Source organism: Salinarchaeum chitinilyticum, assembly GCF_055390775.1.
The window spans coordinates 2,694,056-2,716,233 of sequence record NZ_AP043888.1; the positions used below are offsets into that span (position 1 = coordinate 2,694,056).

The window sequence follows — 22,178 nt, forward strand, 5'->3', positions numbered from 1 at the left end:
CCAGTGGGATCACGCCGAAACGGTCCCGACCGTGACGTAGAACGGAACGACTTCGCGCCGCCGGTAGGTCTCCTCGCGGACCTGCGCGACGGCTTCCCGTCCGACGGATCGCCAGCGTTCGCGGAGATCGTCGTAGGCCGTTCGCGTGATCCCGCCAGCAAGCAACGTGTCGCGGTCGCCGGCGATTCCCTCACCGCTCGCCGTCCGACGGACTGCCTCGAGATCGTCCTCGTCGTAGGGCGGCTCGATCGTCCGAACGTGATCGTATCGGACGGTGTGCACGTCGGTCAGCCCGGCGTCGCTGAACGCCTCCCGCGTCCCGGCGCCACCCAGAGAAACGTCGGTCCGGACGCCGCGACGGTAGGCTGATCGCGCTTCGGCTGCCAGCGCCGCCTCCTGCTCGACCGTCGACTCCACCGTGACGTCGGCGTTGTCGGGCTCGATCGCAGCGACGGCGTCGCTGGCGACGCGTGCGAACTCCTCGACTGCTGCGGCCGGATCGGGGAGATTGATCAACAACGCCTGACAGACGACGAGGTCGACGGCGTCCTCGGCGAACGGAAGCCCGAGTGCGTTCCCGGCGAGTGGCTCCCAGTTTTCGGCCTGCCCGGCCGCCAGCAGTTCGGGATCGGCGTCGAGCCCGTAGACGGATCCCCCCGTCTCTTCGGCGAGCACTCGCGTGAGCTCCCCCGTTCCACAGCCCACGTCGAGCACGCGCTCGCGCTCTGCGAGTCGCAGTCCAGCGAGCGCCTCGCGGGAGTCCGCCCACATCCCGCGTCGCGTGCTCGTGAGGTACTCCGCGGAGAACTCGCGCACGGACGAGTGGTCGGGAGCCGCTGTCAAAAGCGCCTCGCTGTCACGAGCGGCTCGTCCGGATTGTATCGTGCGGCGGACCTGGTCGGCCGTGGCCCGAGTGCTATCTGACGCCCGCTATCTGTCGCCGCTACCTGTTGCCCGCTACTTGTCGTCACTACCTGTTGCCCGCTACTTGTCGTCACTACCTGTTGCCCGCTACTTGTCGCCCACTCCTTCCGAACGCCCGCGAAGCAGCGCCCACTGGCGACCGTCGGTGTCGGCCTCTCGACACGCCGCGCCCACCGATTCGTAGAACGGCTTGACCTGCTCGTCGTAATCCGCGGTCAGCGGTGCCCACCGCCGCAAGGCGGCACGGAGGAGCGCGCTGCCGATGCCCTGGTTCCGGCGTTTGCGCCGGACTGCGATCGCCTCGACGTGCATTGCTGCGGGCCACGGATCGGGCGGCGTTCGATCGGTCGGTCCCGCAGGGTCGAGGACGATCGCCCCGACGACGGCCCGGTCCGTCCTGGCGAGGAGCACAGTTCCATCGGCGAGGCGGTCCGGTAGATCTGGACACTCGAGGAGCGCTCCGTCGAGTACGCGGCTGACGGCGACCCGATCGGCCGGGGTGGCGACGTGGATCGAGACGCCGTCCGGTGCTCCTCCATTCATACCGGCAGGACGGGCGTCCAGCGAAAAAGTCGTGCGGTCCGACGGTTCAGCAGTTGTCTCGCCAGTGGCGCTGGCTGCAACAGCGTTCTGCCGCCACTGCTATCCGCCTTTCACGAGCTGGAGCACGGAGACTGCCTCGGCCTCGACCGGAGCGTCCGCCGGCACAGGTCGTCCGTCGACCAGCGCGGTGGCCTCGTGGCGCGAGCAGTCGACTGCGTCGAGCAGGTCGCCGTAGGTGGCGTCCTCCGCGAGGTGCACCTCGCGCTCGTCCTCGCCCGCGACGGTCACGACGACGTCCATGCTCTCACGAGTCGGTCCCGGCAGATGAGTTTCTCGGCTCCGCCTGACGGCGGCAATCCCGCCGCAGTCACGCGCTCGTCTGACGCGGATTTATTACCGACACTCCCATCGACACCGACCGGGCGCGCACTACTGCCCACTCCCCATCCTCTCGAGCGCGCCCGCACCACACTCTCCCTTCGATTCCGCTCGACCGTTCCGGACGGCGGCCAACCGCCGTCCGCTTCGATCCCGGAGAACGCGTCCTCACGAGCTCTGTGGCTGCGTCTACGGTCTGGAGGGGGTCCTGCGCTCGACCGGTCCGAGCCAGTGGCTCCTGGACTCGCGAAACTCGTAGAAGGATGGCGACAGTCAGGCCTCGCCGAGAAGCGTTTCGCGGACGCCACTCACCCGTTCGGTCTCGACGATCACCGCGACGCGATCCCCGGCCGCGAGCTCCGTTCCGGGCAGCGGGATCGTCAGCGCGTCGTGTGAGCGACCGTGCGCGTAGATCCGCGCCGATGCGGGTAGATCGACCTCGCTGACGCGCTTGCCGACGGCGGGCGCGTCCTCGTGGATCTCGAAGACGCTCAGCTGGAGATTCTCCGTGAGGTCGGCGATGACGTTGAACGTCCCGCCGAGCAGGGCGGTCTTGGCGCCGGCGGCGCCGAGGCGCTCCGGGTAGATGATCTCGTCGACGTCGTCGGCGTACTTCTTGTAGATCTCTTCGCGGTAGTCCTCGTCGATGCGGAGGACCGTTCGGCAGCCGTGGTGTTTGCCGATCATACAGGCCGCGAAGTTGGTGTTCAGGTCGCCGGTGAGCCCGCCGAGCGCGTCCACGGATTCGAGATCGATCGCGTCGTAGGCGTCCTCGCTGGAGCCGTCGGCATCGTGGACCTCGAAGTCCTCCATCCGTGCTCGCTCGATCTTCTCCTCGTCGTTCTCGACGAGCACCACGTCGTGCCCCTCTTCCTGTAAGATCCGCGCGGTCCGGGCGCCGACGCGCCCGTAGCCGACGATGACGAACTTCATACCACGTGGTTGGTGCAGGGAACCATAAATACCGTCGGGTGACGCCGGCTCGGTGATCACGGTGCCAGCGCGCCACGCTGGACGATCCGACAGCATCCCCGCACCCCCGGCCGGCTGATCCGGACGGTCGTTCACCGCGACGGCCCGACCGGCACCACTAAAGTGAGTGGGCTGCCGACGAGGCTGTATGCGACCAGAGGACGCTATCCGCAGCCGCCTCGAGGAACTCGAGGCCCGATACGACGAGAACGACCCGCCTTCCTCGCCGACCGCCGACGAGCTCGAGGTCGAACTGCTCCGTGCGATCGCCGAACTCGAGTGGGTGCTCGACGAACGCGAGGATCCCCAGGAGCTGCCGCCGGACGTCTGATCGCCCGGTGGCCTCGACGATCCGACCCCTGGCGACGCGGTCCAGGACGCTCGCGATCGGGTCTCTGTTCCTGCGCCGATCGTCGTATAACAAGGCTTATTCGGCAAGCTGTCGGAGCCGCTGGCATGCGTAGTTTCGACGTACCGGAACCGGATTACGACCGGTACACCAACCGCCAGCTCGTGGCGATTCCGCTGGTGATCCTCGCACTCGCTCTCCTCGTCGTCGGCGCGAACGTCTTCCTGATCGGCGCTCCTGCCCCGCTCGGCATCGAGTTCACCGGCGGGACGGAGCTGACCGTCGACACTGCCGACGACGCGAACACGGTACGGAACGCCTTCGACACGCAGCCGGAGGACATCCAGACGGTCCGGAGCCAGTCCGACCGGTACATCGTCACCTTCGGCCCGGAGGCGGGCGAAGGGGGAATGTCGCTTCAGGAACAGGCGAACGAACGACTCGAACCGTCCAGCGAGGGCGAGGACGTCGTGCAGGGCGTCTCCACGCTCGACGCGACGTTCGCCGAGAACACCCAGCAGCTCGCGCTCATCGGTATCGTCGTGGCGTTTCTCGGAATGAGCGTCATCTCCTTCGCGCTGTTCCGCGTGTTCGTCCCGAGCGTCGCGATCGTGATTTCGGCGTTCTCGGACATCATGATCCCGCTCGCGCTGATGGGGCTGGTCGGCTACGAGCTGTCGCTCGGCACCGTCGCTGCCCTCCTCATGCTGATCGGGTACAGCGTCGACTCGGACATTCTGCTCAACAACCACGTCCTCCGGCGCGGGACGGGCGGTGACTTCAACGACGACGTCTACCGGGCGATGCGAACCGGTGTCACGATGACCGTCACCTCGATGGCGGCGATGGCGACGATGGCGGTCGCCGCCTTCTTCTTCGGGATTCCGCTGCTGATGGCCATCGGGACGATCCTGTTCGTCGGGCTCGCCGCCGACCTCATGAACACCTACATGCTGAACGTGACGCTACTGCGCTGGTACCGCTTCGACGGGGTGAACAGATGAGTCTCCTCGCACGGATTCGCACGAACTGGCGGATCCTCCTGCTCGTCGTACTGCTGCTGGCGTCGATGTTCTTCCTCTTCGTTCCGGGGGCGCCGATCGCGGGCGCCGCTGCCGACTCCGGTGGGTCGAACAACGCGACTGCTGGCATCTCGAACATCCAGTTCGGGATCGACCTGGCCGGCGGCGCACGCATCTCGGCACCGGCACACGGCTACATCGCGACGGACGTCGGCGTCACCGAGCAGAACCAGCAGGAGATCAAGCAGTCCGTCGCCAACGCGACCAACGCGTCGGCGGAAGACGTCATCACCTCCGTCGACTACGGCTCCAGGTCCGGCTTCCCGAGTGACGCCGTCGAAGTTCGCGCCGAGGTCAACAGATCTGCGTTCCTCGCCGGACTGCAGGACGCCGGCCTCGACGCCCAGAACGGCGACATCCGCCACGGCGTCTCCGAGTACACGCTCGATCAGATCATCCAGACCGTCGACGACCGGCTCGGCGAGACCGGGTTCGGCGGGAGTACGGTCACGCGCGCACAGTCGCCGAACGAGCCCCGGGATCGCGTCCAGATCGAGGCCCCCGGACAGACGCTCGAAGGCCTCGAGGAGATCCTCGCTCCGCAGGGCGAGGTCGCGATCGTCGCGTACTATCCCGGCGAGAACGGGAGCCAGAACGAGACGCTCGTGACCCAGGAGGAGTTCGAGGCCGGCAACCTGCGGACCGACCGGCAGCTCCCCGCAGTGCCGGTGACGCTCACCCCGTCCGCAGCCGAAGAGGTCGTCCAGTTCATGCAGGAGTCCGGCTTCGCCCAGGGGAGCCAGAACACGGCGAGCGTCTGCAACCCGAACGATCTGCAAAACGGCGAGTACTGTCTCCTCACGACGGTCGACGGCGAAGTCGTCTACAGCTCCTCTGTGTCTGACGACCTGGCGGCGAGCTTCCAGGACGGTACGTTCACGGAGACGCGCCAGTTCGTCGTCGAAGCCCCCGACATCTCGACGGCGCAGAACCTGCTGATCAACATGCGCGCTGGCGCGCTCCCGACGACGCTCGACTTCGAGGCGTCGACACAGGACCTCGTCAGCCCGACGCTGGCCGAAGACTTCCGCCGGAACTCGATGCTGACCGGCGTGTTGGCCGTCATCGCCGTCGTGGTGACGGTGTTCGCTCGCTACGGCGATCCGAAGGTCGCGGTGCCGATGGCGGCGACGGCGCTATCCGAGGTCGTGATCCTGCTCGGGTTCGCGGCGGCGATCGGCTGGGCGCTGGAGCTCTCTCACGTCGCCGGGTTCATCGCCGTGATCGGAACGGGGGTGGACGACCTGATCATCATCGCCGACGAGGTGAAAGCCCAGGGCGACGTCACCTCACAGCGGGTGTTCCAGAACCGGTTCCGGAAGGCGTTCTGGGTGATCGGCGCGGCCGCCGCGACGACGATCGTCGCGATGAGCCCGCTGGCGATCCTCGACCTCGGCCAGCTCCGTGGGTTCGCGATCATCACGATCCTCGGCGTGCTGCTGGGGATCGCGGTCAGCCGACCGGCATACGGCAGCATCCTCCGGTCGCTGACGACCGACAGCGTCAAGCGCTCCTGAACTGCCTTCGCCGCCGCCGTGGACACGCGCCGTTTCGCCTGCTTTTTTCGCCCTGCATTCGACGTCAATCAGATCCCGATCACGCCGACCGGATCCCCCGCATCGCCAGCTTCAATACGCCGTCACGGTGACCCACTATCGATGGATCTGCGGCGGACCGTCGCGGCGCCGTTTCGCCAGCGTGGCGTCGACGAACTGGGGGAAAGTGAGTTCGTCGCAGCGATCGCGATGGATCGGCGATGGTACTCGCCGGCCCAGTCCAAGCGCCTCCTGGACGTCGCCGCCGGCGAGGGCCTGATCGAACGAGCCGACGACGTCGTCAAACCGACGTTCGACGTCGGCGAGACGACGATCCCGGAGGAGTTCTCGCCGGGGGAGGACCTCCTCCAGGACCGATCCACCTTCGAACGCGTGCTCGACGTCCTGACCGAGGCCGGCCACGAGAAGCGCGACGTCGTCGCGGGGATCAACCAGCTCCAGGGCGATCTCGGCGTGACCATCGAGGCGGCCGCGGTCGTCTACGCGCGCAAACAGGGCGAGCCGGTCGCGGACATCGCCGAGCGCGCGATCGGGGAGCTCGACGGTGGCGACTGATCCCGGGTTCGGAACCGACCGGAACCGCGAGCGGCCGTGACCGTCGCGCACAAGTAGTCGGCACGGCGAGGTGCAGTATGGTCGAAGCGCGGCTCACCGACGGCTATCGCATCGGCGAGCTGCTCGCTTCGGAGATCGACGGCCGTCGGAGCGGGCCGCTCGCGGCGCTCGCCGTCGCGAACGCCGACCGGACCGTCGAGGGAACGCCCACTGGCGAACGAGCCTACGACGTCCGTCGTCTCGACGACGCGACGGACAGTGACAGGGATCCTCGCCGCGAGCCGACGCCCGAGGACGACGGCGACCTGTTCGCTCGCGCATTCGTCCACGAAACGGGCGCGACGCTCGTCATCGAGGGCGTCGGCGAGGGCGCGATCGACGCAGCCCGTGCGACCGCGGAGGAGGCTGGGCTCGAAATCGATCCCGAGTGGGACGCGGGCGGTCTCGCCGTTCGACTGGCGTACGGTGCCCAGGCCAAGCGAGCGCTCGACGTGCTCGAATCCGCGGTCGACCGGACGGCGTGAGCCACAAGTCCCCGAGTTTTCGGTCGCTCCCCGACGCGAGCGATGGTAACGGGTAAAGGCCGTGCGGCCACACTCGCTGGCATGGACTGCTTCGATCGACTCGCCGACCGCGTCGCGTCGGCAGACAGCCTGCTTTGCGTCGGGCTCGATCCCGATCCGGATCGGCTCCCCGCGTCCGTCGCCGACCACGATCTCCCGCGGTGGGCGTTCAACCGCCGAATCATCGACGCGACGGCCGAACACGCCGCTGCGTTCAAGCCAAACGCCGCGTTCTACGAGGATCCCGATGGCTGGCGAGCGCTCGAGGAGACGCTGGCCTACGCCGAGGGAAAGGGCGTCCCGGTGATCCTCGACGCCAAGCGCGCCGACATCGGCAACACGGCCCGACAGTACGCGAAGCTGCTCGATCGCGCCGACGCGATCACCGCGAACCCCTATATGGGCGAGGACTCGCTCCAGCCGTTCCTCTCCCACGACGAGGCCGCGACGTTCGTCCTCTGTCGGACGTCGAACCCCGGCGGCGCGGACCTCCAGTCGCTCGAACTCGACGACGGCGACCGGGTCTACGAGCGCGTCGCCGACCTCTCTTCGAAGTGGGACGACGGCAACGTCGGCCTCGTCGTGGGTGCAACGGCGCCCGACGAACTCGAGGAGGTCCGCGAGCGCGTGCCCGAACTCCCCTTCCTCGTCCCCGGCGTCGGCGCCCAGGGCGGCGACGTGGAGGCCGCCGTCGAGCACGGCGTCGCGGCGGAGGGCCCCTACGAGGGCGTCGGCCTCGTCAACTCCACGCGCGGCATCATTTTCTCCTGGGAGGACGCGAACGTCCCGGGTGAGGAGTTCGAGAAGGCAGCGGGAAGCGCCGCAGCCAAACTCAAGCGCCGCCTCAACGAGTACCGGTAGCTCCGGCACTTCCCGGGGACGCCGGTCGTCGCTCCAGGGGCCTAGAACTGGAACGTGTCCCCACTCCGCTCCGCGTCGCCGGACCCTTCGCCGCCGCGAACCTCGGCAGCACAGCTCGTGCAGTAGCTCAGCCCTTCGGCGAAGTGCTCGCGACAGACGACGGCGCCGCACCGATCACACCGGTCCACTGCCTGTGCGTCCTGGCAGACCTCACAGAGGCCGGAGACGCTCATGGGGCCGGCTACGCCGCACAGACGTTTGAATCCCCGGCCGGCGCGCGTCTCGGGAACCACGACGCGCTGCGGCCAGTCACGCGACGCACATCGGCGAGGGGCTTACGGCCGTCGACCACCAACGATCGTGCGTGCATTCGGTGCTGCTCGGCTGGCTGGCTGCGCTCTTCGCGGTCATGGCAGCGCTGCTCACCCTCACTGCCGTCGTCGTGGGCTGGCCAGTGCTGTTGATCGCCGCGCCGCTGGCGGGGGTCGCGTACCTCTTCTGGTATCACGCGACCGGTCGGCTGACCGAGCGGCTCCGCCAGCAGGCTCGCCACGGGTCACCCGGTGATCGCGGTGCGCGTCGCCGGCGTGCAGCAGCGACTGGGTTCGGCGCGCAGGACGACAGCCAGTGGCGCGACGACGGGACGTACTGGCGCGAGGAGCGCCGTCGAGCACGGCGGCGCGAGGAGCAGCGCCAGGACGCTCGTGACGCCCGGGATCGCGGGTTCGGCCCCCGTGGATTCGGTGTGGGTGGGTTCGGCGCTCGGCGCGCTGGCCCCCGCAACGCCGGCACAGCCGAGGGTGGCGCAGACGGCCGGTACGCCCCCGGGGCTCCGCCGGAGACTGGAATGTCTCGGGATCGCGCTCGCGGTGTACTGGGAGTCCGCTCCGATGCCGACGCCGATGCGGTGCGTGACGCCTATCGAGAGAAGGTCAAAGAGACGCATCCGGACCGCGGCGGTTCCACGGAGTCGTTCAAGCGGGTCAACGAGGCTTACGAGACGTTGAGCGGTTCGGCGTAACGTCGGCGAGCTCCGCTGGGCACTGTCATGCAGTCACATACCGACCGGGAGAGTTTTGTCGCCCCGTTTCCAACGCTGCACCACATGAGCCCGCCGCGGGCCGCGCTCGAGCAGGCACTCGATCGCGGCGAGCGCGAAGGCGGCAGCGTGGAGTTCAAAGAGCGCCTCTCGAAGGACACCCACCTCTCGGAGGGGCGCAGGGAGAGCCTGGCAGCCCAGCTCCGCCACCGTGTGCTCTCCGGCGACGGCGAGGCGACCTACGTCCTCGGCGTCACCGACGACGGCGGCATCGCGGGCGTCGCTCCCGAGGTCTTCTCCGAGACGATGGACGTCCTGAGCCTGCTCGCCGAGGAGGCCGACTGCCACATCGACGAGGTCCAGACCTGGGGCGTCCCCGAGGAGGACGCGGAGTCTGGCGGCGAATCGACGGACGCTGCCGACGCCGAGACGCCGCCCGATCCCCGTCGCGGTCACGTCGGCACGAGCGCGACGGACGCAGACCGTGGACTCGTCGGTCTCGCGACGGTCCGTGAGGGCGCGATCCTCGAGACCGACGACGAGCACATCGTCGTCGGCACGGCCGGCCACGTCGATCACGGAAAATCGACGCTCGTGGGAACGATCCTGACCGGACAGGCCGACGACGGCGAGGGCGGCACCCGCTCCTATCTCGACGTCCAGCCCCACGAGGTCGAGCGGGGGCTCTCCGCGGACCTCTCCTACGGCGTCTACGGCTTCGACGACGACGGTCCGGTGCGGATGGACAATCCCGACCGGAAGACCGACCGCGCGCGGATCGTCGAGGAGGCCGATCGGCTGGTCTCCTTCGTCGACACCGTCGGCCACGAGCCCTGGCTCCGGACGACGATCCGCGGGCTCGTTGGCCAGAAGCTCGACTACGGCCTGCTGACCGTCGCTGCGGACGACGGCCCGACGCGCACCACGCGCGAGCACCTCGGCGTCTTGCTCGCCACGGACCTCCCGACGATCGTCGCGATCACGAAGACCGACCTCGTCGACGAGGAGCGCCTGCTCGAGGTCGAGCGAGAGATCGAACGGCTCCTCCGTGACGCCGACCGGACGCCGCTGCTCGTGCGCAGGCACGGCGTCGAATCGGCCATCGAGGAAATCGACGAGACGGTCGTCCCGATCGTCGGGACGAGCGCGGTCACGATGGAGGGCGTCACCGTCCTCGACGAGCTGTTCGAGCACCTGCCGAAAACTGGCGGCGGTGCGGCGGCGGACCCCTTCCGGATGTACGTCGACCGGACCTACTCCGTGACGGGCGTCGGCGCGGTCGCTTCGGGGACGATCACCTCCGGGACCGTCGAGACCGGCGACGAGCTCCTGCTCGGGCCGATGCCAGACGGCTCCTTCCGGGACGTCGAGGTGCGATCGATCGAAATGCACTACCACCGGGTCGACAGGGCCCGGGCGGGCCGGATCGTCGGCATCGCGCTGAAAGGCGTCGAGGAGCGAGAAATCGACCGCGGGATGGCGCTGCTCCCCCGGGACGCAGCGCCGGAACCGACCCGCGAGTTCGAGGCCGAGGTGATGGTGCTCAACCATCCAACGCGCATCGACGCTGGCTACGAGCCCGTCGTCCACCTCGAGACCGTCAGTGAGGCCGCGGCGATCTACCCAGAGGACGGAGCGCTCCTGCCCGGCGACACCGGCCGTGCACGGCTGCGATTCAAGTTCCAGCCCTACCTCCTTCGGGAGGGCCAGCGGTTCGTGTTCCGTGAAGGCCGGAGCAAAGGCGTCGGGACAGTGACGGATGTCTCGCCGGACGCTTCTCCGGACGTATCCCCGGACGAGACGCCGTAACCCGACGGCTGGATTGGACTGCCGACGGGCAGCAGGCGACGGCTGGCCGGCGGGTCGATACCGGAATCCGCGGGCGTTTTTTGGTGCTCCATCCCCAGCATCCGGTATGTCCACAGCGTCGTCGTTGCTCGAGGGGATCAGACGCCCCGAGTACACGGGAGCGAACCGCTGTCTCCCGTGTACCGCAGTCAACGTCGCCATCGCGATCGCGGGGAGTCTCCTCCTCTCCATCGCGTCGGCGCCACTCGCCGTGGTTGCGTTCGGTGCCTCCCTGTTCGCGATCTACTTCCGTGGCTACCTCGTCCCGGGAACGCCCGAGCTGACAAAGCGGTACCTTCCTGACTCCGTCCTCGCGTACTTCGAGCACGGCGACGGACCGACGAGCACTGCCGACCCCGCCGCCGACGAGGAGTGGGAGACGCTGGAGAAACTGGAGTACGAACGCGAGCACGCCGTCGATCCGGAGGCGTTCCTTCGCGAGGCCGGTGCCGTTCGCGAGGAGACCGGGGAGGCTGGCGAGTCCAACGACGCCCCCGATCTGACGACGACCGACGCGTTCGAGACCGCAGTGCTCGACCGGGCCGAGCAGCTCGCCGCGGACGGGGTTCGACCGTCCGATCTCGCGGCGATGTTCGAGACCGATCCCGAGTCGATCACGTTCGAAGACCGCGAGTATCCGGCCGCACGGATCGACTCGCGGGTTCGGCCGTGGCCCTCTGACGCTGCGTTGCACGTCGACGTGGCTGCGAACGAGGTCCTGGCGGGCCGCACGGACGACTGGTACGACGTTCCCCTCGAGCAGCGCCTCGACATTCTCGCGGCGCTCCGGTCGTTCCACGACCGCTGTCCTGACTGTGGCGGCGCGATCGAGTTCGACGAAGCCGTCGTCGCGTCCTGTTGCCGCAGCTACGAGGTCGTCACGTTCGCCTGCAGGGACTGCAGAACTCGCCTCGTCGAACTCCCCTCCGACGCGGCGGAGGGCGATCTGCTGGCAGACGCACAGCGGAACTGACGGCGTCGGTGGCGATCGAGGGGGAGAAACAGTTCGGCCGCGCACTCGAAAGCGAATCCGGCGCCGAGAGAGTGGCGCCGGCTACTCCGTTATCGACACCGTGGTCTCGTCGGCGACGCCGTCCGTCGCGTCTCCGACGTTGAGGCCGGCCCGGATCGTGTGTTCGCCAGGCTCGGCGCGCTCCCAGTTCCGCGGTGCCACCCGGAACGTCTGCTGCCAGGTTCGCGTGAACCGCTTGCGCTCGCCACGGTCGAACCGGAAGCCGTGCTTTTCCTCCGGTGCGTGGCTGGTCGGAACCGCCGACGCGTCCCGCTGTCCGTCGATCGACCAGATCCAGGGGATCTGGGAAACCGTCGGTACCGTGATCGGGATGGGGAAGCGGTTGCGCATCGTGATCGCGAACCTGATCGGTTCGCCCTGCGCGTACTCATCGCGCTCCGTGCTGACGTCGACGGCGATCGCGCGGTATCGCAGCCAGTAGGGAATGAGATGGCGGCTCAGCAGATCGCCGTCGATCGATCGCATGGCCTGTGGCTGCACGTCGACGTCGCGCTCGTTCGGGACGAACGAATCGTCGTCGTCGCGGTGGAGCGCCGACGATTCGTAGATACGGCGCATGGATGGGGACTGGTGCTACGCGTGCTAAAGGGTTCGGCCCGCCGAACCGCGGCGGCCGACGGGCGACCGGTTCGAGAGCTGCGTCGATCGAGCGCCCGATCTAGTCGTCGGCAGGAGCGCTCGCATCGCCTCGCTGCCAGCTCGGGCGATCGGCGTCGACGTGGTCGTCGTATCTGAGACAGGCGATATCGTGGGAGCCACCGATGTGGATCTGCTCGGGGTCCTGGGCCTCACAGGGCGACTCGAACGCGTCTACCAGTGCGTCGTTCGCACCGTCGAAGTCGCTCTCCTGGAGCCGATCGATCGCGTCACTCAGCGTCGACTCGGCGCGGTTGTCCGCGACGGTTCGGGGGAGGTCGAACTCATTGCGAACGAGCTCGTCGAGCTCGGCACGCGATGCGTCCTCCGGGTCCATCGTCTCGCCGTCGCCACCGTTGGCGTCGGCCTCCTCGATTGCCGTCACGGACTCCAGGGAGTCGGCGCCGCGCAGTCGGAGTTTGAAGTCCATGAGCGACCGCCAGACGTCCTGGTCAAGGTCGATGCCGTCCGGCTGGATCACGCGCGGACAGCGCGTGTGGAACCGGCAGCCACTGGGTGGATCGATCGGCGACGGGACGGTACCGGGAAGCAGGATGCGATCGCCCTCCCACTTCGGATCCGGCTCGGGAATCGCCGAGAGCAACGCTTCGGCGTAGGGATGGTACGGCGGCTCGAAGACCTCCTCGGTCGTGCCGACCTCCGCGAACTCGCCGAGATACATCACGGCGATGCGGTCGGCGATGTGCTCGACGACGCTGAGGTCGTGCGCGATGAAGACGTAGGAGAGGCCGTACTCCTCCTGGAGGTCTTCGAGCAGATTGAGGATCTGTGCCTGCACGCTCACGTCGAGCGCGCTGACGGGCTCGTCACAGACGATGATCTCGGGATCGACCGCGAGCGCCCGCGCGATGCCGATACGCTGGCGCTGCCCGCCGGAGAACTCGTGGGGGTAGCGGTGTGCGTGCCCCGGGTTCAGGCCGACGGTGTCGAGGAGTTCGCCGATCCGCTCGGTCCGGTTCTGTCCGGACGCGATGCCGTGGATGTCCAGGGGTTCCCCGATGATGTCGCCGACGGTGAGCCGGGGGTTGAGACTCGAGAACGGATCCTGGAAGATGTACTGCAGGTCCGTCCGGAGCTCCCGGAGCTGCTTGCTCGACACCTCGGTCAGATCGATCTCCTCGCGCCCGGTTTCGTCGGGCGAGCGCTGCCGGTAGTAAACCGACCCGTCCGTCGGTTCGAGCAGCCGAAGCAGCGTCCGCCCGAGCGTCGTCTTGCCACAGCCACTCTCGCCGACGACGCCGAGCGTCTCGCCCTCGTGGAGCTCCAGATCGACGCCGTCGACGGCTTTGACCATCTGGGAGCGGCCGAGGACGTCGTCGATGAACCCCTCGCTCGTGTCGAAGTACTTGGTGAGCCCGTTCGCGCTGAGAATCGGCTCACCGCGTCGTTCAGCCATCGACGTCACCTCCCTGGGGCTGCACGGCCGACGGATCGGGTGGATCGTCGGGCTCGCCAGCTACCTTCACGTCGTAGTCGAGGCCGTCCTCGAGATCGCCAGTGTACTCGAGGCAGGCAGCGGCTCGCTCGGACTCGGCCGTGGCGAGCTCGCCGGTCTCCGGATCCACGAGTGGTGGTTCTTTCTCCACGCAGGCTTCCTCGGCGTAGGGACACCGGGGGTGGAAGCTACAGCCCGGGGGCAGTTCGACGAGGTCCGGCATCGTCCCCGGGATCGTCATGAGTCGATCGCGGTCGTCGCCGACGCGCGGGATCGAACTCATCAGTCCGACCGTGTAGGGGTGTTTCGGGTCGTAGTAGAGCTCCTCGACTGGTGCTTTCTCGACGGGCTTGCCCGCGTACATCACCATCACGCGGTCGCAGACCTCGGCGATGACGCCGAGGTCGTGGGTGACGAGCTGGATCGCGACGTCGAACTCGTCGGCGAGCTCCTCGAGCTGTTCGAGGATCTGTGCCTCGATCGTCACGTCGAGTGCGGTCGTGGGCTCGTCCGCGATCAGCAGGTCCGGGTCACACGACAGCGCCATCGCGATCACGGCACGCTGTTGCATTCCGCCGGAGAACTCGTGGGGGTAGTCGGAGTACCGCGTCTCGGCTTCGGGGATGCCCACCTCGTCGAGGAGCTGGATGGTCCGCTCCTTGGCCTCCTCGTCGGAGTACCCGAGGTGATGGCGCATCGGTTCGGCGATCTGCTCGCCGACCGTGTAGACGGGGTTGAGCGCGGTCTGTGCGTCCTGGAAGATCATCGCGACGTCGTTCCCGCGGAGCGATCGGACCGCGGCCTCGGGGGCGCGCAGTAGCTCCAGGTACTGGTCGTCGCCGTCGCGAACGATGAAGTCCTCCTCGCCGATCAGCCCGAGATCGACGGCGTGACCGCGGTTGACGACGTCCTGCATGTCGAAGGCGCCCTCCGGAAGCTCGGTGGGCGCGACGTCGTGGTGGCGGTCGTGACCGGTGAGCTCCGATCCGCTCACGCCTTCGTCTTCGAGACGCCGAGCGATCTCGGCGAGCTCGTGGTCCCTGCGGAGCGCCTGGACGTCGACGGTCTTGTTCGGGAACTTGTTCTCGAGCCGATCCGTCGTGTCCGGATCGGAGAACCGGATCGACCCGCTCACGATGCGTCCGGGGTCGTCGATGAGTCGCATCAGGGAGAGCGCGGTGACGCTCTTCCCCGCGCCACTCTCGCCGACGACGCCGAACTTCTCGCCCGGGTCGATGTGGTAGGAGAGGTCGTCGACGGCGGTGACGGTCCCTCCCTGGGTGTAGAACTCGACGGAGAGGCCTTCGACTTCGATCAGGGACATCTACCCACCACCCTGTCGGACGTTGCCGACCTCCTGTGCGTCGAGTGCGTCGTTGATGCCGTCGCCGATCATGTTCATCGACATCACGAACACGAAGATGGCGCCGCCGGGGTAGACGGTGGCCCACCAGGGGATCGATCCGCCGGGGCCCTGGATCAGGGTCTGGCGAGTCGAGTCGAGCATGGTACCCCATTCGGCCGTGCCCGGCGGCATCCCGAGTCCGAGGAATCCGAGCGCGGCGACGCCGATGACGACCGTCCCGATCGAGAGCGACGCCTGGACGATCAGCGGCGCCATCGCGTTCGGAACGATGTGTCGGAAGATGACAGAGAAGTCACCGGCGCCGAGCGCTTTCGCCGCGGTGACGTACTCCTGCTGTTTGACCTGCAGGATCTCTCCCCGTATGATGCGGGCGTACCCGGCCCATCCGAACAGCGAGAAGGCCAGAATTAGCTCCCAGTACCCCTTGCCGAGCATCGTGACGATGACCAGCGCGAGCACCAGGCCGGGGAAGGCGAAGATGGTGTCGACGACGCGCATGAGGATCTCGTCGACCCAGCCGCCGTAGTAGCCGGCGATCGCACCGTAGACCATTCCGAAACTCGCCGTCAGTCCGACGACGATGAACCCGATCGAGATGCTGTATCGGCCGCCGACGAGGACGCGAGAGAACAGGTCACGCCCGTTCTGGTCGGTCCCCATCGGGTGTTCCAGCGTCGGCGGGCTGTAGATGCCGACGTCCGACGACGGATCGAGGTAGAGGATCGTCTCCGGGTCGTAGGGGGCCAGCGAGAAGGGCTGGACGGTAACGCCCTCGATCGATATCGGACGGGCGAAGATCGCCGCCAACGACATGATGAGGACGATCAGCACCCCGAACATCGCGGAGTAGTTGTGTACGAAGCGCACGCCTGCGCGCTTCCAGCGACTCATCGTCTCGGTGTCGCTCTCGTCGCTCCAGTCAGAGAGGGACTCCCGCTCCGTCACGCGGTCGGGATCGAACCCCGAGATCTGGATTCGGCCTCGTTCTCTTGCCATAGTTTAGTCGTACCTGATTCGCGGATCGAGCACCGCGTAGACGATGTCGGCGACCAGATTCATGATGATGATCGCCGTCCCGATGAACAACGTGATCGCCATGATCACGTTCACTTCTCGCTCCAGTGCAGCCTGAATGAACTCGCGTCCGAGCCCGGGCCAGCTGAACACCGTCTCGACGACGACGGAGCCCGCGAGGATGTTCGCGGTGAGGAACGCTGCGACCGTCGTCACTGAGATCAGTGAGTTCCGAAGGACGTGCTTGAGAACGACCGTCCGTTCGGGAAGTCCCTTGGCGCGCGCCGCCGTCACGTAGTCCTTGTTCATCTCCTCTGCCATCGAGGATCGCATGATCCGCATCAGCGTCGCCGCGGATGCGCTCCCGATGGTGAGTCCGGGGAGAATGAGGAACCACAGCATGTCCGGGTGCGTGAGTGGGACGCGGGGTGGGAGCACCGGCCACCAGCCGAGCTGGAGGGCTCCGACCAGAATCAGCATGAGCCCGAGCCAGAAGTTCGGCACGGAGATGCCGAACAGCGCGATGAACCGGCTGACGGTGTCGCCGAGCTGGTCCTTCTTGACTGCCGCGTAGATCCCGGTGGGGATGGCGATCACGAGTCCGAACACCCAGCCGAACAGCCCGAGGGCGATCGTCGGCGGGAGCCGGTCCATGATCAGGTCGGAGACGGGGCGACCCGTCTGGATGACTTCCCCGAAGTCGCCCGTCATGGCGTCGGTGATCCAGAACCAGTACTGTTTCCAGACCGGCTCATCGAAGCCGTGTTCCTCGCGAAGGGCGGCCTCTCTGGCCGGGGTCATGTCGGGATCGAGCCCGACCATGATGTCGATCGGGTCGCCCGGCGTGAGATACACGAGCCCGAACGTGATGACAGAGACGCCCCAGAGGATGGGGATGGTCAGCAGTATACGTTTCAGTACGAACCGTCGAAGACCGCTCATAGGACGTGATTTCCTGACATGGTCATCCGTTGAAACGAAACGGGACCGATCGGCTTACCGGTCGATGTAGATGATCTGCTCGTCCGAGGGGGAGTACGTCGCGTAGGGAACGACGGACTGCGAGCTGGGATACGTGTTGTAGCCGAACACTTCGCCCTGGCGAACGACGCCGACCGTAGTGCTGTGCGTACCGTAGGAGTTGGCGTTGAGCTCCAGGATCATCTCCCAGATCTCGTCGTACCGCTCCTGACGGGTCTGACGGTCCTGAACGGCTTCCAGGCCGTACCGTGCGTCCTGGAGCGCCTCGTTCAGCTCCTCGTCGTTGATGTTCATGAAGTTACAGCACTGCCGGTAGTTGTCGGGGTGGTGGATCGCCTTCGCGTACCCGTGTGGTCCGAAGCCACTGGAGAGGCCGATGAACGAGAGCACGCCCTTCTGTGCGTAGTCGGCGGAGTAGAACTCCTGGGCCCACGTCGGGATGTCCGGGTACGTCTCCATGTTGGCGGAGAAGTAGTCGCTCTGATTGAGCGACTCGACGACGAGCTCGACGAGCCGAACCCGGTCGTCGCTGTTGGAGTTCGTCTCGATCGTGACGTCGATCGGCGTCTCCCAGTCGTTCTCCTCGATCGCCTCCTCCACGAGCGAGTCGGACTCCTCGCGGTCGTACGTGTTGTAGCTCTGGAGGTCGTCGACGAGCTGGTCGTAGTCGGTCGTCCCAAACCGTGAGGCGATCGGCGGCATCGGGACCCACGCCGGGTTCTCCCAACCCGAGAAGATGTTGTTCGCGATCGACTCGCGCGGGATGAGGTGGTTGATCGCCCGCCGGACGCGTGCGTCCGTGAACGGCTCGACGTTGACGGGGAACTGCAGGAAGTTGAATCCCGCACCTTTCGTCGCCGCGGTTCGGTAGTCTTCGGAACTCTGGTAGTCGTTCAGCGTTGACGCGGTGAGCCCGTACGCCATGTCGAGCTCGTCGTTTTGGAGCGCTGCGGAGCGCGTCGCGGGGTCCGGGATGATGCTGATGTCGACCGCGTCGACGACGGGGCCGTTCGGGAAGTTGTCCGGTCCCTCGTACCAGTCCTTCTTGCTGGTCTCGAACCAGTAGTTCTCGTTCTTCGAGAGGGTGACGTACTGGGCGTCCTCGTACTCCTCGAAGGTGAACGGGCCGGTACCGAGCGGCGTGTTGCCCTGTCGGGGGTCGTTCGCTTCAGGCGGAAGCTCGGTCACTGCGGTGGGATAGATTTCCCAGCCACCGAGGTTACGGATGGCCTGTGCGTCGGGAAGCTGTGCGTACAGGTGGACGGTGTAGTCGCCGTCGGCCTGGATGTCCAGCAGCGAGTCGTACAGCTGGCCGGAGTTGAGCGAGCCCTGGAGACGCTCGTAGGAGGCGACGACGTTGTCCGCAGTCATCTCCTCGCCGTCGTGGAACTCCACGCCCTCGTGGAGGTCGAACCGGTAGTGCATCCCGTAGGTGCCGTCCTCGACGGCATCGGGTGCTTCGTTGACGGTGAGGAACTGCCCCTCGTCCGACGTCGGGTCGTTGTCGGGGTGCCGGAGGACGATCTGCTCCTCGACCTGGGGGATTTCATCCTCGTACTCCGCCGTGATCATGTAGTCCTCGTAATCGGCGGCTTCGGTCTCCTGAACGTCGACCTGCTCGTAGGACGACGCGAGCCAGGATTTGATCGCACCGGACGCGTTCGTGGTAATCATCCCCTCATAGAGGAGCCCGTGAACGTTCGACGCCGCTGCCGAACTACTGTAGGGAACGTCGAAAGAGTCGACGGGCTCGGCGATCGCCGTCCGGAACGTTCCGCCTTCCACGATGTCTTCGGGATCGACGGTTACCCTGTTCTGAACCGGGTCGATACCTCCGCCGTCACCACCGCCGTCACCGCCACCGAAACAGCCCGCGATGCTGGCAGCACCCAGAGCACCGAGTCCCTGGAGGATTCGTCGACGATTAGTGAGTTGCTTCACGCGATTGGCTTTCTGCGCCATACTCGAGTGTTGGTCAAACGGTGCATAAATGCAATGGTTATTCATTGGTTTATTTCCGGTGAAATATAGTCGTTATGTATGGGTATCTAGCATTTGTTGAGGGCACAAACACGACGTGCGTTGTATAATGTTGTGCCTTATTGTGTACGGTAGGGCACATGTTCTGACGCCCGGGATCCCGTACTCGCGGTACGGAGAGAGTTACTACCGTCGATAATACTCGTTTTGGGTTCCAGTATTATCCGTGCAGTACCCGGCCGGTCCGGTACGTAATTCCGGGTTCGAACGCCGATCGAGGGGGGCAGATCGGCCACGCTGCCGCGCGCACTCACCACTATTTCCCAGTTGTCCAACTCGGCCGGCGTTCGTACCTGTGGCTGCTCCGCCCGGCCCGGACGCCGAACTGAGTCGTTCCTGTCGACCGGCCATTTCCGAGCGAGCCTCCCCGGAGTTCGATGGCGCGCTGTCACTCATACGTTCGCACACGTACAGACCCCACGCTCGAATCTACGTTCTCTCGAGAGCGGCACACCTGGTTTTACTGTGGGCCGTCGCGTGGGCTCGCCCATGGACGCTCGCGGGTCCGCACGATCGATCTACCGCGAGTCGCTCCCCATCCTCCTCGTGAGCCTCTGTGGCGGCATCTTCGCGGGCCTCGTACTCGGAACGCCCGCGATGCGCGAGGGGCTGGAAACCTACCCTGGCCTCCTGCTCGCGCTCCCGGCGTTCCTCGCCACCCGTGGCAACGTCTACGGCACGCTCGGTGCCCGGATCGCGAGCGGCCTCCACCAGGGCGTCCTCGATCCCGAGTTCGCGTGGGATCGACGACTGGTAAACGCCGCCGTGGCTTCCGTCTGCAACGGGGTCGGAATCTCGACGTTCGTCGCCGTGTGCTCCTGGGGAATTCTCGCCGTCCAGCCCGGCCGAACGCCCGCTCCACTCCTCGAACTCCTCGGCATCCTGGTGCTGGCCAGCGCGCTGACGTCGATCGTAATGGTCGGCGGAATCGTCACGATCGTCTTCGCTGGCTATCGCCGCGGGACCGATCCGGACAACCTGATCGGCCCGGTCGTGACGACCCTCGGCGACGTCTTCGGCGTCTGCTTTCTCGCGATCGCCGTCGGCGTCGCTGGGGTGGTCGCGTGAGCGAATCTCCAGCGACCACGGACGACGCGTGGTCGGTCGGCTCGATCGTTCGGACGATGGCGCCGCTCCTGCTCGTGCTCAGCGTGCTCGAGATGGGGTCGGGGATCGTGCTCGAATCCTTCGAGGAGACCTACCTCGCGAACCCGACGCTCCTCGTGCTCGTTCCGGTGATGATCGGCATGGGCGGGAATCTCGGCGCGATCGTCGCCGCGCGGCTGTCGACGCGACTCCACCTCGGCACGATCTCCTTCGATCCCCGGGAGCCAGAGCTCCGGGCCGGCATTCTCGCGGTCCTCGGGCTCGCAGTGACGGTGTTCACGGCGCTCGCGGTCGTCGTCTACGCGATCGGCCACGCGCTGGGGTCGGCGATGGCGCTGTCGGTGCTGTTGACGATCTCGTTGACGTCGGGTCTCTCCATCGCGTTCGTCGCGATCGCCCTCGCCATTCTCGCGACCTACGTCTCCTATCGCCGCGGCTACGATCCCGACGACGTGACCATCCCGATCGTCACGAACGCGTGTGACATCCTGGGCGTCCTGATCTTCTCGCTGGTCGTGGTCCTGGTACTGTAGGAGCGTCGGCCGGACGGCGGTTCGATCGTTGCCGGCGTCACTGGCCGGCGGCGACCGCGCGGAGCTCGTCGGCCGCGGTCCGGGTGCCTTTCGTGATCAGGACGTCGCCAGCGGCGACTGCCTCGACGGACTGCCCCACGAGCATCCAGCCGACCTCCGGTCTGCGGATCGCGATCACGGTCGTGCCCGGGCCGACCGTCGGAACGCCCTCCTGCAGGTCGGCTCCCTCGAGTTCGCTCCCGGGTTCGACCTCGATCCTGGTGAGGACCTCGTCGCTCTCCTGGACCGCCAGCTCCACGACCGGATGGACGTCGATCTCGCGGAGCACGCCCTCGCTGATCTCCAGGGCGGCGTCGCTGATGGTCTCCGTCGCGATGCCCAGCCGGATGAGTCCCCGGAGCGCGACCGGGTCCTCGGCCTCGGCAGCCGCGCCGAGCGTCCAGGCCTCGAAGCGGGACTGGAGCGCGTCGACCTCGACCTCGAGGTTCCGGACCTCCTCTGCGAGCGCGACGTCGTCGAAGAGTACCGAGCCGTAGGCGACGTCGACGGCGAGCTCGGAGAGGTTCTTCATGTGGACGATCGAGTCGACGGCCCGATCGAGATCGTCGATCGCGGGCTCCGGATCGACGACGGGCTGGTAGGACGCTCCGGAGAGTCGCTCGTACACGTCGCCGATCGCGTGCTCGGGCCCGCGGATCAGGGCGACGTCGTCGGCGGCGAGTTCGCTGTCCGGGCCGGGGTTCAACAGCCACGTGTCGCCGCGACGGATCCCGATGACCCTGACGCCGGTTTCGGACTCGAGGTCGATTTCACCGAGCGTTCGCCCCGCGACGTCTGATTCGGCTGCGACCGTCGCTCGTTCGAGGGGTTCGAACGCTTCCGGCAGTGCAGCGCGCATCGCCTCGGGCAGTCCCATGTCCTCGAGGACGATCTTGGCAACGTCGCCCGCGGCGTCGCTGATCTTCTCGGCGCCCCCGACGACGCCGAGGACCGGGGCGAGCATCTCCGTGTCCTCGGGGTTCCGCGCCGCCATCATGACGCTCATGCGCGCACGAAGCTCGAGAACGTCCATGCGCTCCTCGAGGCGGAGCACCTCTTCCGCGATCGCGTCGCTCCGGTGGAGCACGGCCGAGTACGCGAGGTCGATCAGGAGCTCCGAGGTGTCTTTCATCTCGACGAGGACGTCCTTGACGCTCACGGGCTCGTACTCGACGCGCGTGGAGCGTGGGTCCTCCCCCTCGATCGGCATAGAGGAACGGTCTCGGGCCGGTAGCAAAAGGGTTGCCACGGCGTGACGTAGCGAGGGGGTTCGGTTCGCCGTTCGGCAACCGTGCATCCTCCT

At 66.8% G+C, this 22,178-nt stretch carries 23 protein-coding genes; 11 read left to right on the plus strand and 12 right to left on the minus strand.

Going from position 1 to position 22,178, the window contains the following annotated elements; all coding sequences use genetic code 11:
• Positions 1–9: 9 nt before the first annotated feature.
• From ACZ5KP_RS13070 to ACZ5KP_RS13085, 4 genes are all read right to left on the minus strand, one after another.
• A complete protein-coding gene (locus ACZ5KP_RS13070) occupies positions 10–816 on the minus strand; it encodes a class I SAM-dependent methyltransferase (protein ID WP_460918206.1) in 807 nt (268 codons plus the stop codon).
• A 195-nt stretch (positions 817–1,011) separates the two neighbouring features.
• Positions 1,012–1,467, minus strand: a complete 456-nt coding sequence (locus ACZ5KP_RS13075; protein ID WP_460918208.1) for a GNAT family N-acetyltransferase — start codon at positions 1,465–1,467, stop codon at positions 1,012–1,014.
• Between the two features lie 99 nt (positions 1,468–1,566).
• Complete coding sequence (samp2, locus tag ACZ5KP_RS13080) at positions 1,567–1,767, minus strand: ubiquitin-like small modifier protein SAMP2 (protein WP_460918211.1); 201 nt, start codon at positions 1,765–1,767, stop codon at positions 1,567–1,569.
• 351 nt (positions 1,768–2,118) lie between these two features.
• Complete coding sequence (locus ACZ5KP_RS13085) at positions 2,119–2,778, minus strand: potassium channel family protein (RefSeq protein WP_460918214.1); 660 nt, start codon at positions 2,776–2,778, stop codon at positions 2,119–2,121.
• A 187-nt stretch (positions 2,779–2,965) separates the two neighbouring features.
• Here ACZ5KP_RS13085 and ACZ5KP_RS13090 point away from each other — a divergent pair, with 187 nt between their 5' ends.
• The 6 genes from ACZ5KP_RS13090 to pyrF all read left to right on the plus strand — a co-directional run bounded on the left by ACZ5KP_RS13090 (position 2,966) and on the right by pyrF (position 7,783).
• Entirely contained in the window at positions 2,966–3,148 is a 183-nt protein-coding gene (locus tag ACZ5KP_RS13090; RefSeq protein WP_460918217.1) for a hypothetical protein, read from the plus strand.
• Positions 3,149–3,273: 125 nt separating this feature from the next.
• On the plus strand, positions 3,274–4,170 hold the full coding sequence (gene secF, locus ACZ5KP_RS13095) for a protein translocase subunit SecF (protein ID WP_460918219.1): 897 nt from the start codon (positions 3,274–3,276) through the stop codon (positions 4,168–4,170).
• Positions 4,167–5,765, plus strand: a complete 1,599-nt coding sequence (locus ACZ5KP_RS13100; protein WP_460918221.1) for a preprotein translocase subunit SecD family protein — start codon at positions 4,167–4,169, stop codon at positions 5,763–5,765. The genes secF and ACZ5KP_RS13100 overlap by 4 nt, the downstream gene beginning before the upstream one ends.
• Before the next feature lie 141 nt (positions 5,766–5,906).
• Complete coding sequence (locus tag ACZ5KP_RS13105) at positions 5,907–6,359, plus strand: DUF2240 family protein (RefSeq protein WP_460918223.1); 453 nt, start codon at positions 5,907–5,909, stop codon at positions 6,357–6,359.
• A 77-nt stretch (positions 6,360–6,436) separates the two neighbouring features.
• Complete coding sequence (locus ACZ5KP_RS13110; protein ID WP_460918225.1) at positions 6,437–6,883, plus strand: hypothetical protein; 447 nt, start codon at positions 6,437–6,439, stop codon at positions 6,881–6,883.
• A gap of 81 nt (positions 6,884–6,964) precedes the next feature.
• Entirely contained in the window at positions 6,965–7,783 is an 819-nt protein-coding gene (gene pyrF, locus ACZ5KP_RS13115; RefSeq protein ID WP_460918227.1) for an orotidine-5'-phosphate decarboxylase, read from the plus strand.
• Between the two features lie 41 nt (positions 7,784–7,824).
• Here pyrF and ACZ5KP_RS13120 read toward each other — a convergent pair whose 3' ends face one another.
• A complete protein-coding gene (locus tag ACZ5KP_RS13120) occupies positions 7,825–8,016 on the minus strand; it encodes a hypothetical protein (RefSeq protein WP_460918230.1) in 192 nt (63 codons plus the stop codon).
• Positions 8,017–8,147: 131 nt separating this feature from the next.
• Here ACZ5KP_RS13120 and ACZ5KP_RS13125 point away from each other — a divergent pair, with 131 nt between their 5' ends.
• The 3 genes from ACZ5KP_RS13125 to ACZ5KP_RS13135 all read left to right on the plus strand — a co-directional run bounded on the left by ACZ5KP_RS13125 (position 8,148) and on the right by ACZ5KP_RS13135 (position 11,643).
• Entirely contained in the window at positions 8,148–8,804 is a 657-nt protein-coding gene (locus tag ACZ5KP_RS13125; RefSeq protein WP_460918232.1) for a DnaJ domain-containing protein, read from the plus strand.
• Between the two features lie 84 nt (positions 8,805–8,888).
• Positions 8,889–10,631 carry a GTPBP1 family GTP-binding protein gene (locus ACZ5KP_RS13130; protein ID WP_460918234.1) on the plus strand — a complete coding sequence of 581 codons (1,743 nt, stop codon included), beginning with the start codon at positions 8,889–8,891 and terminating at the stop codon, positions 10,629–10,631.
• Between the two features lie 106 nt (positions 10,632–10,737).
• Positions 10,738–11,643, plus strand: a complete 906-nt coding sequence (locus ACZ5KP_RS13135) for a DUF8054 domain-containing protein (RefSeq protein ID WP_460918236.1) — start codon at positions 10,738–10,740, stop codon at positions 11,641–11,643.
• Between the two features lie 81 nt (positions 11,644–11,724).
• Here the strand turns inward: ACZ5KP_RS13135 and ACZ5KP_RS13140 are convergent, their stop codons facing one another.
• From ACZ5KP_RS13140 to ACZ5KP_RS13165, 6 genes are all read right to left on the minus strand, one after another.
• Entirely contained in the window at positions 11,725–12,261 is a 537-nt protein-coding gene (locus ACZ5KP_RS13140) for a hypothetical protein (protein WP_460918238.1), read from the minus strand.
• 100 nt (positions 12,262–12,361) lie between these two features.
• Positions 12,362–13,756: an ABC transporter ATP-binding protein gene (locus ACZ5KP_RS13145; protein WP_460918240.1), complete on the minus strand. Its 1,395-nt coding sequence runs from the start codon at positions 13,754–13,756 to the stop codon at positions 12,362–12,364.
• A complete protein-coding gene (locus tag ACZ5KP_RS13150; RefSeq protein ID WP_460918242.1) occupies positions 13,749–15,119 on the minus strand; it encodes an ABC transporter ATP-binding protein in 1,371 nt (456 codons plus the stop codon). Before ACZ5KP_RS13150 ends, ACZ5KP_RS13145 begins: the two co-directional genes overlap by 8 nt.
• Positions 15,120–16,157 carry an ABC transporter permease gene (locus ACZ5KP_RS13155; RefSeq protein ID WP_460918244.1) on the minus strand — a complete coding sequence of 346 codons (1,038 nt, stop codon included), beginning with the start codon at positions 16,155–16,157 and terminating at the stop codon, positions 15,120–15,122.
• A 3-nt stretch (positions 16,158–16,160) separates the two neighbouring features.
• Positions 16,161–17,117 carry an ABC transporter permease gene (locus tag ACZ5KP_RS13160; protein ID WP_460918247.1) on the minus strand — a complete coding sequence of 319 codons (957 nt, stop codon included), beginning with the start codon at positions 17,115–17,117 and terminating at the stop codon, positions 16,161–16,163.
• Between the two features lie 54 nt (positions 17,118–17,171).
• Positions 17,172–19,118, minus strand: coding sequence for an ABC transporter substrate-binding protein (locus ACZ5KP_RS13165; protein WP_460918249.1), 1,947 nt, complete (start codon positions 19,116–19,118; stop codon positions 17,172–17,174).
• Between the two features lie 567 nt (positions 19,119–19,685).
• Here ACZ5KP_RS13165 and ACZ5KP_RS13170 point away from each other — a divergent pair.
• Positions 19,686–20,264 (plus strand): magnesium transporter, encoded by a 579-nt coding sequence (locus ACZ5KP_RS13170; protein ID WP_460918251.1) that lies wholly within the window; start codon positions 19,686–19,688, stop codon positions 20,262–20,264.
• Between the two features lie 56 nt (positions 20,265–20,320).
• Positions 20,321–20,836 carry a magnesium transporter gene (locus ACZ5KP_RS13175; protein WP_460921054.1) on the plus strand — a complete coding sequence of 172 codons (516 nt, stop codon included), beginning with the start codon at positions 20,321–20,323 and terminating at the stop codon, positions 20,834–20,836.
• A gap of 37 nt (positions 20,837–20,873) precedes the next feature.
• Here ACZ5KP_RS13175 and ACZ5KP_RS13180 read toward each other — a convergent pair whose 3' ends face one another.
• Positions 20,874–22,085: a potassium channel family protein gene (locus ACZ5KP_RS13180; protein WP_460918253.1), complete on the minus strand. Its 1,212-nt coding sequence runs from the start codon at positions 22,083–22,085 to the stop codon at positions 20,874–20,876.
• Positions 22,086–22,178: the final 93 nt, after the last annotated feature.